The 13,252-nt window shown below is 35.4% G+C and carries 11 protein-coding genes and 1 pseudogene; 6 read left to right on the forward strand and 6 right to left on the reverse strand.

The features are described from left to right. Positions 1-32: 32 nt before the first annotated feature. Entirely contained in the window at positions 33-1,637 is a 1,605-nt protein-coding gene (locus CHSO_RS09490) for a S8 family peptidase (RefSeq protein WP_045495305.1), read from the reverse strand. Between the two features lie 87 nt (positions 1,638-1,724). Between CHSO_RS09490 and CHSO_RS09495 the strand changes: the two genes are divergently transcribed. Genes CHSO_RS09495 through CHSO_RS09515 form a run of 5 tightly spaced genes read left to right on the forward strand, consistent with a single transcriptional unit; the run spans position 1,725 to position 5,568 of the window. Continuing rightward, positions 1,725-2,849: a DegT/DnrJ/EryC1/StrS family aminotransferase gene (locus CHSO_RS09495; protein ID WP_045495307.1), complete on the forward strand. Its 1,125-nt coding sequence runs from the start codon at positions 1,725-1,727 to the stop codon at positions 2,847-2,849. Positions 2,850-2,852: 3 nt separating this feature from the next. Continuing rightward, entirely contained in the window at positions 2,853-3,290 is a 438-nt protein-coding gene (locus CHSO_RS09500) for a hypothetical protein (protein WP_045495309.1), read from the forward strand. Positions 3,291-3,299: 9 nt separating this feature from the next. Further along, on the forward strand, positions 3,300-4,319 hold the full coding sequence (galE, locus tag CHSO_RS09505; protein WP_045495310.1) for a UDP-glucose 4-epimerase GalE: 1,020 nt from the start codon (positions 3,300-3,302) through the stop codon (positions 4,317-4,319). An 18-nt stretch (positions 4,320-4,337) separates the two neighbouring features. After that, positions 4,338-5,102 carry a methyltransferase domain-containing protein gene (locus CHSO_RS09510; protein WP_045495313.1) on the forward strand — a complete coding sequence of 255 codons (765 nt, stop codon included), beginning with the start codon at positions 4,338-4,340 and terminating at the stop codon, positions 5,100-5,102. A gap of 13 nt (positions 5,103-5,115) precedes the next feature. Next, positions 5,116-5,568: an adenylyltransferase/cytidyltransferase family protein gene (locus CHSO_RS09515; RefSeq protein WP_045495314.1), complete on the forward strand. Its 453-nt coding sequence runs from the start codon at positions 5,116-5,118 to the stop codon at positions 5,566-5,568. A 19-nt stretch (positions 5,569-5,587) separates the two neighbouring features. Here the strand turns inward: CHSO_RS09515 and CHSO_RS09520 are convergent. The 5 genes and pseudogenes from CHSO_RS09520 to pnuC all read right to left on the reverse strand — a co-directional run. Then, positions 5,588-8,140: pseudogene (locus tag CHSO_RS09520) on the reverse strand (TonB-dependent receptor domain-containing protein); the annotation flags it as partial. 132 nt (positions 8,141-8,272) lie between these two features. Next, on the reverse strand, positions 8,273-9,298 hold the full coding sequence (mltG, locus tag CHSO_RS09525) for an endolytic transglycosylase MltG (RefSeq protein ID WP_045495315.1): 1,026 nt from the start codon (positions 9,296-9,298) through the stop codon (positions 8,273-8,275). Between the two features lie 30 nt (positions 9,299-9,328). After that, positions 9,329-10,096 (reverse strand): diaminopimelate epimerase, encoded by a 768-nt coding sequence (dapF, locus tag CHSO_RS09530; protein ID WP_045495317.1) that lies wholly within the window; start codon positions 10,094-10,096, stop codon positions 9,329-9,331. 104 nt (positions 10,097-10,200) lie between these two features. Next, positions 10,201-10,857, reverse strand: a complete 657-nt coding sequence (locus CHSO_RS09535; RefSeq protein ID WP_045495318.1) for a hypothetical protein — start codon at positions 10,855-10,857, stop codon at positions 10,201-10,203. A gap of 4 nt (positions 10,858-10,861) precedes the next feature. Next, positions 10,862-11,533 (reverse strand): nicotinamide riboside transporter PnuC, encoded by a 672-nt coding sequence (pnuC, locus tag CHSO_RS09540; protein ID WP_045495320.1) that lies wholly within the window; start codon positions 11,531-11,533, stop codon positions 10,862-10,864. Positions 11,534-11,698: 165 nt separating this feature from the next. Between pnuC and CHSO_RS09545 the strand changes: the two genes are divergently transcribed. After that, on the forward strand, positions 11,699-13,216 hold the full coding sequence (locus tag CHSO_RS09545) for an amino acid permease (protein WP_045495322.1): 1,518 nt from the start codon (positions 11,699-11,701) through the stop codon (positions 13,214-13,216). Positions 13,217-13,252: the final 36 nt, after the last annotated feature.

Here is a 13,252-nt window from a genome sequence, read left to right on the forward strand (position 1 = left end):
AAAATGGCAGCCTCAAGTGAGGCTGCTATTTTTTATTCTTTAATGAACTTTTCATAGTAAACCTTATCTTTTGAGAGGATTTTAAGGTAATAAACTCCTTTTGCAAAATCATCAACTTTTACAGACTTCTCATGATCTGCTTTTCTTATCAGTCTTCCCAGATTATCATAAAGTTCCAGTGAGTTGATCTCGTTTTCTGAAGTAATATTCAGGATATTTTTTACAGGGTTTGGGAACAAAGCGAATTTTTCTTTTTTAACAATTTCCGAAGTGTTTAATACACTGTTATATAGGCTTCCGAAATTAAGAATGCCATATCCCATCTGATCTGTATGGTTAGGATATAATGAAGCTGTTTGTCTTAGTTTGGATTTAAGCTGGTCTCTGTTCATAATAGGAAATGCCTGAAGAAGACAGGCAACTCCACCAGCAGCTATGGGAGTAGCAAGGGAAGTTCCATTCGTTGAATAGGTGGTATTCCCTAAAACTGTTGCGGTCGCAGTCCCTCGGGTACTTCCGTCTGGTTTAACAACTCCAAGGGAGTTAGGTCCGTAAGATGAAAAAGCAGAAGAATTCCCTGAAGAGTCTACCGCACCAATCGTAAACACTTTAGCATTGTCTGCAGGTGTCAAAAGATAATGCCAAGAACCAGTTCCTGAATTTCCTGCGGCAGCAAGAACAAAAATTCCTTTTTCTGCAGCAATTCCTGCTCCTCTTGCAATAAAAGAGGTACTTCCGTTCATATCAGCATAGGTGTAACTGTATTGCGGATTATCAAAAACATTGTATCCAAGTGATGTGGTAATAACTTCAACACCTTTTCTGTCTGCTTCTTCAGCTGCTTCAATCCAATAGAGTTCTTCTTCCGGAACTTCAGCCGTTGTGTTTTCACTACGGTACAGATAAAAATCAGCATCAGGAGCTGAACCTACAAATACATTTTCGAGATAGCCGCCTATAACACCTAAAACGGTTGTTCCATGGGCATTCAGAGAAGGGTTGTAAATGTCAGTAGACTTAGTGACAAAGTCATAACCCCCTTTTATTTTGTTATTGTTTCGTAATCTTAAAAAAGCATCTCCGGTATTTACTGTAGGAAATCCGGTGTCAATAACAGCTATAGAAACTCCATTCCCGGTATAACCTGCCAGATGAAGAGGTCTTATATTGCTTTGGTCTATCTGTGCTGTACCAGTACCGTATTCAAAAGTGGTAAGAATCTTTTGAGTATGTGTTGGCATTTTCCATTTATTGACAGGTGCTGGCTGTACAGTAGGAGCTCCGTTACGCGCAAAACTTTCTACAGACAAAACAAAAGGCTGTGTTTGCAAGAGAGTGATTTGAGCAGGGGTTGCATTTACGGCGGCTCCATTAAGCCACTTAGAATAATCAGTGACAGTAAATCCCAGATTCTGAAGATTTTGTATATAAGATTGTTCTATAGGAGCATCCTGGTCATTAAGCGATATGCCTAAGGTTGTACGTCTGTCAAGTGATTTTTGACTAAGCTCAGAAAGAGGATTAGCATAAAATGCAGCTTTATTGGGCTTGTCTTTAAAAAATACAAAAACAAGCTGAGTTTGCGCAAAGGTATAAGAGTAACCTGTTAGGAAACAAAACAGTAAAATTTTTTTCATATAAATTTTTGTATAAAGATAAAAACAAAATCAATAAAATTTTTGGTAGGATTTTAAAATCCTTATTTTTACAGAAATAATTTATTTATGAAAAAAATTCAGATGGTTGACTTGCAAAGTCAGTATTACAAAATAAAGAATGATGTAGACAATGCAGTTTTAAATGTAATGGATTCCGCAGCTTTTATTAACGGTCCTGAAGTAAAGTCTTTCCAGAATGAATTGGAGTCTTATTTAGATGTAAAACATGTTATTCCATGTGCTAATGGAACTGATGCATTACAGATTGCTCTTATGGCACTGGATCTGAAGGAGGGAGACGAAATCATTACTGCTGATTTTACCTTTGCTGCAACAGTAGAGGTGATTCATCTGCTTAAATTAAAATCTGTTTTGGTAGATGTTGACTATGATACATTTACTATTTCTACAGAAGCTTTAAGAAAGGCCATTACACCAAAAACAAAGGCTATTATTCCTGTACATATATTCGGACAGTGTGCAAATATGGAAGAAATCCTTAAAATTGCGGAAGAGCACAATTTATACGTAATTGAAGACAATGCACAGGCAATTGGTGCAGAATATACATTCTCTGACGGGACATCAAAATATGCCGGAACAATGGCAACTGTAGGTACAACTTCTTTCTTCCCTTCTAAAAACCTTGGATGTTATGGAGATGGAGGTGCTATTTTTACCAACAATGATGAGCTGGCACACCGTTTAAGGGGAATTGTAAACCATGGAATGTACGAAAGATATTACCATGATGAGGTTGGGGTAAACTCTCGTCTGGACAGTATTCAGGCAGCAGTTTTAAGAAAAAAATTACCACACCTGGACTCATACAACGAAGCGAGAAGAAAAGCCGCTGATTATTATGATGAAGCATTCGCTGGACATGAAAATATTTTAACTCCAAAAAGATCAGAGAGTTCTACTCACGTATTCCACCAGTATACACTGAGAATTCTGAATGGTAAGAGAAATGAACTTCAGAAATTCCTTACAGAAAAGGAAATTCCTGCAATGATCTACTATCCGGTAGCCTTAAGAAAGCAAAAAGCGTATTTCCAGGAGAGTAATGCAGCTGATTTTGTGAATACAGATAAGCTTTTGGATCAGGTGATCTCTTTACCAATGCATACGGAATTAGACGAAGAACAGTTGAAGTATATTACAGACGCTGTACTTGAGTTTATGGGGTAATGAATGAAAAATAGAATATTTAAATATAGAATAGTTGGAATAGTGGTATTTCTGTTCGAATTGTTTTTACTTTTTTTATTTGGCTATGGTACTTATGATTCATTTATAAAATTCAGTATTGAACAGAAATTTTCAGTAGAGAGTTTTATTTTTATTTCTGCAGCATCAATCTGTATAAGTACATTTTTAAGCTTAATATTACTTTTATTTAAAAGCACAAAAGCGATTCTATATTTAAATATAAACTATATTTTAATTTTATTATTTTTTGTTTCAGGATACATAAACATTCTGGTCAAAAAAACGTTTGAAGAAGGTGATAGTTTAAAATTATTTTTCACATTTTCTACCATCTCAGTTTTTATTTTGATAACTAATGTTTTTAAAAATAAAAAAATACAGTTTCTGGAAATGGATGAGATTGGAAAATATAAAGATTAAAAAATAAAAATGGCAATACTTGTTACAGGAGGACTTGGATATATTGGTTCTCATACCGTTGTAGAACTGCTTAATAATGGCTTTGAAGTTGTTATTGTAGACGATCTGTCCCATTCGGAGAGATTTATTTTAAATAATATTGAGGAAATTACGGGTAAGAAGCCGGTTTTTTATCCTTTTGATTTGAAGCGTAAAGAACTTCTGAATCAGGTTTTTGATGCTCATACCATTGAAGGATGTATTAATTTTGCAGCTTTTAAAGCTGTAGGAGAGAGTCAGGTAAAACCTATAGATTATTACGAAAATAATTTATTCTCTCTTATTAATATCTTACAGGAGTTTAAAGAAAGAGAAATCTCAAACTTTATTTTCAGTTCATCATGTACTGTTTACGGACAGGCTGATGTGATGCCAATTGATGAAAATACACCATTAAAAATGCCTGAAAGCGTTTATGGGAAGACTAAGCAAATGGGAGAGGAAATCCTTATTGATTTTGCTAAGGCATACAAGCGTAAAATATCCTTATTAAGATACTTTAATCCCATTGGAGCGCATCCATCTGCAAAACTTGGAGAGCTGCCAATAGGAATCCCTAATAACCTTGTTCCTTACGTAATGCAGACTGCTGCAGGAGTTCGCGAAAAATTAAGCGTTTGGGGAGATGATTATCCAACAGAAGACGGAACAGCTGTTCGTGATTATATCTATGTTGTAGACCTGGCTAAAGCTCACGTAGCAGCCTTGAAAAAACTAATAGAAGACCAATCGGGTGAAGCAGTGATTGATACTTATAATTTGGGAACAGGAAAAGGATCATCCGTTTTGGAAGTGGTGAAGGCATTTGAAAAAGCTAATAACGTAGAGGTTTCTTATCAGATCTGTGATAGGAGAGAAGGTGATATTACAATTGCTTATGCAGATCCTTCCAAAGCAGAAAGAGAGCTTGGTTGGAAGTCTGGCACATCTTTGGAAGAGTCTTTAAAGACTGTTTGGGAGTGGCAAAAATATCTCAACTCGAGAAACTAAACTCATAAATTCAATTATATGGCTTGGAATCCTGAAGTATATGACCAATTTAAAGAAGAGCGTTCAACTCCTTTCTTTGACCTGTTAAAGCTTGTAGCATCAAGAACGGGAATATCTGTTATCGATTTAGGATGTGGAACGGGAGAACTTACTTCGAAACTTTTAGATTATTTAGAAGATTCTAAGGTTTTAGGAATAGATTCTTCTGGAGAAATGCTTGAGAAAGCAGCCCAGTTTAAAACAAGCAGATTGACTTTTGAAAAAAGGAGCATTGAAGAGCAGCTTCATTTGGGAGATACTTTTGATTTGATTATTTCCAATGCAGCGATCCAATGGTGCAGTCATCATAAAGAGCTTTTTCCAAGAATTATAAGTAAAATTAAGGAAGGGGGACAATTAGCGGTGCAGATTCCTTCTAATCATGAATATGTGGTTCATCAGCTCCTCAGAAAAGTTGCGGGTACAGAGCCTTATAAAAGTGCCTATAATGGATGGGAAAGAGAGTATACGGTTTTAGCAATTGAAGACTACGCTCAGATATTATTTGAGAATAATGGGAAAGAAATTACAGTATTTGAGAAAGTGTTCCCGCATGTTCTTGAAAATGCAGAAGCAGTATTTACTTGGGCTTCCGGAACAGCGATGCTTCCTTATATAGAAAAGCTTCCTGATGAAATGAAAGAAGAATTTAAAAACGATTATAAACAACAATTACAAAACATCTTCCCTGAATCACCGGTCTTTTATCCGTTTAAAAGAACCTTTATTTCAGCGAAGTTTTAATTTTATCATTAATATGAAGACACAAAGAATAGGGATTACATTTTCCTCGTTTGATTTATTACATGCAGGACATATCAAAATGCTTGAAGAAGCTAAAACAGTATGTGACTATCTGATTGTAGGATTACAGATTGATCCATCCCACGACCGTCCAAATAAAAACAAACCCAGCCAGACGATTGTTGAACGTTATATTCAGTTAAAAGCAGTAAATGCTGTGGATGAAATTGTACCTTATTACACGGAAGAAGATTTGCTGGATATCTTAAAATCTTTTGTAATTGATATAAGAATCATTGGTGATGATTATATAGACAGAGATTTTACAGGTAAACAATACTGTGAGGAAAAAGGGATTGAGATCTTTTACAACAAAAGAGACCACAGATTTTCCACCAGCGACTTAAGAAAAAGAATCTACGAAGCTGAAAAAGAAAAAGAGAGCAGAGTAGAGTCTGTAAAATAAAAACAAAAAACCCGAAATTTCTTTTCGGCTGTTCTATCTTTTCACCCTGTTTGAATCTGTAAGTTAAAGAGAGAGAAAACTGTCTTGGCTGCCATTGCATGAAGCTACTGCGGGTATAATCGCTGGCGTAATTAAACACTTCCATACCTCTTGTATTAAAGATATCCTGAATGTTGAATGTAATAGTTCCATCTCCTTTCCAAATGGTTTTGGATGCTCCGAAGTTTACAGCATACATATCTTTTCTATCCTGGTTTTCTGTTTTCTGTCCACCTCTGTAGAAACCTTGTAACTGTACACTTAATGTCTTATCCAGTCTGAATGTAGTATTAAGACGTAATCGGGTAGAGAAACCACTTCCTGTAAAGTTTAATGTTCTTATCTGGTTCAATCCATCTTTATCTATTGTAGCATAAGAAGTGATTCCTGTTGTTTTGTATCTGAAGATATCCGCACTACCCATAATTTTGAACCATGCAAAAGGATCATAAGTGAAATTTAAGTCCAAACCAATACGATCGTCATTGCCCAGGTTTTCCGGTTTAGTGTAGAAGACAGTTTCTCTTTCATCCGGTCTGTAGACTAGCATTTTTGTATCTTCTGTGGCATGTCTGTAATAGAAGGTAGGATTCAGGGTAAACTTCTTTTTTGTAAGGTTATAACCTACTTCGTATGAATCTACATACGACGGGTTTAAATCAATATTTCCCTCGAAAATATTTTGATTATTGGTATAATTCGAGAAAGGAACCATAAAGAATGATCTAGGTCTGTCTATTCTTCGGGAATAATTAACTAAGATCTGGTTATTCTTAGCGATGTCATAACTTAAGAATACACTTGGGAATAAATTATTGTAATTCTTAGGTTTATCTAATGGAGCTTTCGTAGGATTCTGGCTGATATAATTAATCTTAACATTGGAAATCTCATCTCTTAATCCTACCTGATAACCAAAGTTTCCAATCTTACTTCTAAACTGTAAATAGAAGGCATTGAACATTTCCTTGTAGTCTGTATTGTTATTGTAATCTGCAATCAGTGGGTTGTTTGATGTGGTGCTTACAAAGTTATTATATGTATTGTTATTGATATCCAATCTGTAACCGGCCTCAAGCTTAGAGTTTTCGCCTATCGGTAATTCATAATCTGCTTTTCCTATTATGGTTTTGCTTACAGAATGTCTTCTGGTAATATCCTGTACAGAAAGAATATGGTCTACACTTTCCTGAATGTCTGCATTATTATTACTTCTGTTTCTCTGTAAACTTAATGATACAGATAAGTTTTGACCTTTATCGTCAAATTTATGGTCCAACCCTACATCCCCCTGGAAAGCAAGGTTATTAAAGATACTTTTAGAATCTCTCAAAGTGTAAGGATTCATAAGTTTCCATGGATCTGAGGTGTCTTTTGTGTATTTGTAAAAAGAGTCATAAGTATTTACCAGATCATTTCCGTCACCTTCAAAAGTCCTTACCAATCCTGTTAGATTAATAGAGGTTTTTTCAGAAATATCATATACAAAACCGGCACTTGCATTATAGTTTTTATTATAGGTTTTGCTGGTAGAGTTTTGAAGTTGATGAACGGGAACAGTAGGGATTTTATCTATTTCTGCCTGAGTGGTAGGAATAGGGTCTACTTTCGGGAATTTAATATTATGATAGGTGGTTTCAGTATTACTTTTGGTTTTATTTTCCGTATAGCCGCCGCCGCCATTTACAAACCAGGTCCAGTTATTTTTTCTCCAGCTTAAATTGGCATTCAGGGATGTTCTTGGGAAATATCCAAGACTTCCAACCACACTCCCGTTAAATCCTACTTTTTTGCTTTTTTTAAGAATAATATTTAAAATACCAGAAGTACCACTTGCTTCAAACTTTGAAGAAGGGTTGGTAATAACTTCAATTCTCTCGATTTGATCTGCTGGAATACTCTGTAAAGCATTTGCTCCATCATCAATACCCAATAGGGAAGAAGGCTTACCGTTGATTAGGAATTTTACGTTAGAACTTCCTCTCATAGAAACAGTTCCATCCGTATCTACAGTAACCGATGGCACATTGGTTAAAACATCCTGCAGGCTTCCTCCTTTGCTCACAATATCCTGTGAAGGATCATAAGTCTTTTTGTCAAGTTCTACTTTATAGGCTTTGGTTGCTGAAGCTGTGATAACAACACCCTGTATTTCATTGGTTTTGCCGTCAATAGTAGAGGTAGCCTCTGCCTCAATAGATAGCGCCCCGATATTACCTGCTGCTGCAATATTTTTGCTGACAACACTTTTTTTGTAATCAATAGCTTCTACAGTAATATCATAACTTCCGGGAGTAAGCTGTAATTTATATTGTCCTTTTTCATCCGTCAATACAGCATCGCTTAATGATTTGTTGGCCTTGTTGCTAAAGGCTACAGAGGCATAAGGAACCGGCTGGTTCTTTTTATTGACAATGATTCCTGAAATATCAGCCTTTTCCTGGGCAAAAGCCATAGCAGCTGCCGAGAGTACTAAAGTAAGTCCTAGTGTTTTTCTGGTAAAAATATTGACAATTTCTGTCTTATTCTTCATAGGTTATTTTTTTGTATAAAATCGTGAAAGGATAACCCTTAACATTTTGAAATTCAATATTTATTTGACTATCAAAATGTTATGATTTAATTATTGTTTTTTATTTCTATAAAATACTGGTGTCTGCTAAGCTTATTTTATATTTTTTGAATTGAGCCAGTCCTGATAAGCTTTTGCATTTACAGCATGCTCTTCCGCACTTGCCGTAAACTTATGATACCCAAATCTTGCAGGATCTGCGCACATAAATATATAATTATTGTTTTCTGCATTTAAAACTGCATCTACTGAGTTTTTATCCACTACACAAATTGGTCCCGGAGGAATTCCTGCATTAGCGTAGGTATTATATGGAGATGGAGTAGACAGATGTTTATATAATACTCTTTTAATCGATTCTTTAAAGTTCGTCTGCTTATTGATTGCATAAATTACAGTTGGATCAGACTGAAGTTTCATTCCTTTTCTGTAACGGTTTAAATATAAACCGGCAATGGTTTTCATTTCATCCTTCTTTCCTCCCGATTCTTTATATACAATAGATGCAAGAGCATAAATCTGTTCTCTTGAAAGCCCTGATTGCTGTTCTTTATTTTTTCTTTCACTGGTCCAGAACTCATTGTACTGATCTTCGAATTTTGCAAAAAATTCTCTAGGGCTTACGGTCCAGAAAAAGTTATAAGTATCAATGAAGAAATATTTCTTTAGATCTTCAATGTCTTTATATCCTTTTTGTTGGGCCACTATATCCAGATCATTTACAAAATGAAGAGAATCCAATTCTGTCTTTTTGGTAACCTTTCCAATCATCTGGTACATATCTCCAAAATCTCCGATTCTGAATGAATTTGCTGTTTGGTTACCAGCTTTAATCATATTAACAAGGTCTGTATTTCCTTTCCCACTTTGGATATGATAGCGTCCTGCTTTAAAATTAGAAGCAAGGCCTTTATCTTTGGCTACCACTTCAAAAGATTTATGGTCTTTGATGTATGGAGCAATAGAATCCATGATCTGATTAAAGTTTGCCTTATGAGGGATCAAAACATAACCGTCCTTTTCTACATTGTTTCCAAAATACTTATTATAAAATCTCAATCCAAAAAATCCTGCTACTACAAAAACAAGCAGAATGATAATGAGAATAGCTTTTTTCATTCCTATATTATTGATTAAAAGTTTTTGATTTTAAAGAATATCTACTTTACCTTTAAAAACTTGCTTTGCAGGACCTTCCAGCCAGATGTTGCAGAAAGAATCACCGCTTTTTTCAGCATATACCTTAAGATTTCCTCCTAAAGTTTTAACTTTTACAGAAGTTAGATTATCTTTTTGGAGAAAAGTTAAAGCAGAAGCCGTAACTCCTGTTCCACAACTGTAAGTTTCGTCCTCAACGCCTCGTTCATAGGTTCTTACAAAAATCTCATTGTCCGAAATTTTTTCTACAAAGTTGACATTAATCCCTTTTTCTTTATAATTTTCTGAGTTTCTGATAGCATGCCCCTGGGTATAAACGTCATAATCAGCGATATTTTCTACATATTTTACGTAATGAGGGGAGCCGGTATTTAGAACTGCATCATTTCCATCATGTGAAATGGTGTCTACATCAATCATTTTTAGTTTAATGATCCCGTTGTGAATTTCTGCTTCATGTTCACCATCTATGGCAATAAACTTACATCTGTCTTCAAAAACATCAAGGAAAAAAGCAAAAGCTACAAGACATCTTCCGCCATTTCCACACATGGTGCTTTCTCCGCCATCAGAATTATAGTATACCATTTTAAAATCATAATCAGGATCGTTTTCCAGCAGGATAAGCCCATCGGCACCTATTCCGAAACGTCTGTCACATAGTTTTTCAATGATTTTTTTGTCTTTAGGAAACTGAAGATCACGGTTATCTACCATTACAAAATCATTTCCCGTTCCCTGATATTTATAAAATTCCATATTGTTTTTTGTCTAAATAAAGAAACAAAATTAATATATTAAAACGAAAAACGAACAGTGTTAACTGTTCGTTTTCTTATTTATAATCGTTATTTATAATTGTTTTATCTAAAGCCGCCGCTGCTCTGTTGTCTCACTGAACCTGAGCTTGAATTGGAGCTAGAACCTGAACTTTGGCTGCTGCTTGAGCCACTTCTGAATCCGCCATTTGAGGATGATTCAACTCTTCCAGTGTTAGTATTTCCTGAACTTCTGAAACCACCAGAACTTGTTCCTCTGTTTTCAAAGGTGCTGTTCTGATTTCTGAACCCGCCGTTGCTTTGATTATTCTGATTTCCCTGATTGTTCTGATAACCGTTGTTTGAGTTTCTGAACCCACCACTGCTGGTATTGTTTGAATTTCTGTTATTATATCTTCCGTTATTATATGAATCACTATTATTACGGAAGCCATTACTCGGTCTCTGTGAAGTAACTGTAGTTTTTCTTTCTACATATACTTTTCTTCTGGAGTTATTATAAGTGTCATAATAGTAAGGAATACCATTATCATAGTAGTAATTAACGTTGTTTCTATAATAATAGCCGTCATTACCATAATATCCGCCACTACCATAATATCCGGAAGGGGCATAGTAATAACCATTGTTATAATATGGATCACCATAACCGTTGCTGCCATAACCGTCTGTGTAGGCAAGACAGGATGTTAAAGTGCTTATAGCAAAGATACTAACTGCTATTTTTAATAAATTTTTCATAACTTTATTGTACTTTTTTTTCTTTAAAACTTTTTTTCCAACTAAGGTATCCTAGGATAGCCATTATAGTAAATACCAAATATTGAACCGAAGTGATGCCAAGACCCTTAAAAATCATCATAGGCATGCAAATAAAATCTCCGATAATCCAGAAAATCCAGTTCTCAATGCGCTGTTTGGCCATAAACGACATTCCTACTAAAAATATTGAAGTGGTGAAAACATCCATCCAATTCGCCCAATCCAAATGATATAATCCAAGGTTGGTTCCCTCCATTGAAAAATGATTATCAATATAAGGTTTATAATAATAAATAAGAGTGACGAGTCCCAGACTCAGAATAAAAAGAATGATGGCGTAATTCCATTCCTTTTTCGTAGCCCAGGTAACATCTACGTGTATATGATCTTCTGAGTTTTTGGCCCATAAAATCCATCCGTAGACGCTCATTATCGTATAGTATACATTAATCAGACAATCTCCCAGTAATCCGAAATTGAAAAGAATATATACATAGATCAGGGTTGAAATAATGCCGGTAGGGTACACCCATATATTTTTCTTAATGGAAAAATATACGCTCAAAGTTCCGAAAATAGCACCTGACGCTTCCAGCATAATCTGTAAAGAATCGTAGCTTTCATAAGGTTTTACGAAAAGATCATATAAATTCATGCGATCAAAAATAAGCAAAAATATGGACTTTTTGAAATGGATTAAATAATGTGTTGTTCAGGTTTTTAAAGACTTTAATGTAAAATAAATGACGAAAGTTTAACGATAAACGTGGGAGTTCCTAAATTTTTTATATTTTCGTAAATCCTTAATAAATAAAAAAACATGTCGAAAATTTGGGTTAAAAAACCACTAAGTGCCTATGAGGCAGATATGAAGAAAAGTGAGCTGAAAAAAGTCCTTGGAAAATGGAGTTTAACAGCAATAGGAGTAGGTGCTATCATTGGAGGTGGAATCTTTGTTCTTACGGGAACAGGAGCCTATTATCATGCAGGGCCAGCACTTGCAATCTCCTTTATCATTGCAGGAATTGCCTGCGTTTTTGCAGCATTATGCTATGCGGAGTTTGCCTCCATTATTCCGGTTGAAGGATCAGCATATGCCTATGCGTATGGAACAGTAGGAGAAATTTTTGCATGGGCGATGGGCTGGTGTCTTATTCTGGAATATGCAATGGCCAGTATGGCGGTCTCCGTGAGCTGGTCTGGATATTTTACCAAATTTCTGAAGATTTTTGGGGTGCATTTACCGGCTTATCTTACCTCAGATCCGGCAAGTTATACAGGAGACGGTTTTTCAATGAACCTGCCTGCGTTTATTCTTGTTCTTTTGATTACCGCGTTATTGGTAAAAGGAACTAAAGAAGCAGCAGGAGCTAACAACCTGATCGTTTTGATGAAAACTTCTGCCGTTATCTTTGTAATTATTGCAGGGGTATATATTATTTTTTCTAATACAGATCTTTATAATGCAGTAGATGGTGTTAAAAACTGGAAGCCTTTTATTCCGGATCAGGTTCAGATTAAAAATTCTGAGGGAGATCTGGTCTCGGCTTATGGTATTAAAGGGATCATTTCCGGAGCAGCAGCTATTTTCTTTGCTTATATTGGTTTTGATGCTGTTTCTACACAGGCTGGGGAGGCTATTAATCCTAAGAAAGATGTGCCTTTCGCAATTATCGCTTCATTATTGGTGTGTACGGCTTTATATATTTGTGTATCTCTTGTATTAACAGGGATGATGCATTATACAGACTTTAATCCGGAAGGTAAATATCCTGATGCGATCAAAGCTCCTGTAGCCTATGCTTTTGAAATTGCAGGAAAACACTGGGCTAGTAATGTAGTAACAATTGCTGCTACTGTAGGATTAATTTCCGTAGTAATGGTAATGATGATGGGACAGTCAAGAATCTTCATCGGAATGGCAAAAGACGGATTGATTCCTAAATTCTTCGGTGATCTTCATCCAAAAACAAAAACACCTTACAAAGGAATCATTTTGTTGGGAATTGTTGTAGCATTAATCGCTGCATTTACCCCTATTTCAACACTGGCTGATATGACAAGTTTCGGAACCTTGTTTGCATTTACACTGGTTTGTATTGCCGTTTGGGTAATGAGAAAAAAAGAACCTAATTTGATCAGGCCTTTCAAAGTTCCTGCTTACAAAATAGTTGTAGCACTGGGAGTATTTATCAATATTTATTTGATATTTAACTTAAGTGCTCATGCATTGGAGCTTTCGGCTGTATGGTTATTCTTAGGAGGTTTAGTATATTTCCTTTATGGAAAATCAAATAGTAAACTTAACAATCCTGAAAAATATCAGAACCAAGATTAATAATAATATAAACCGCTTCGGCGGTTTTTTTGTTGC

Source organism: Chryseobacterium sp. StRB126 (genome assembly GCF_000829375.1).
GTDB lineage: Bacteria > Bacteroidota > Bacteroidia > Flavobacteriales > Weeksellaceae > Chryseobacterium.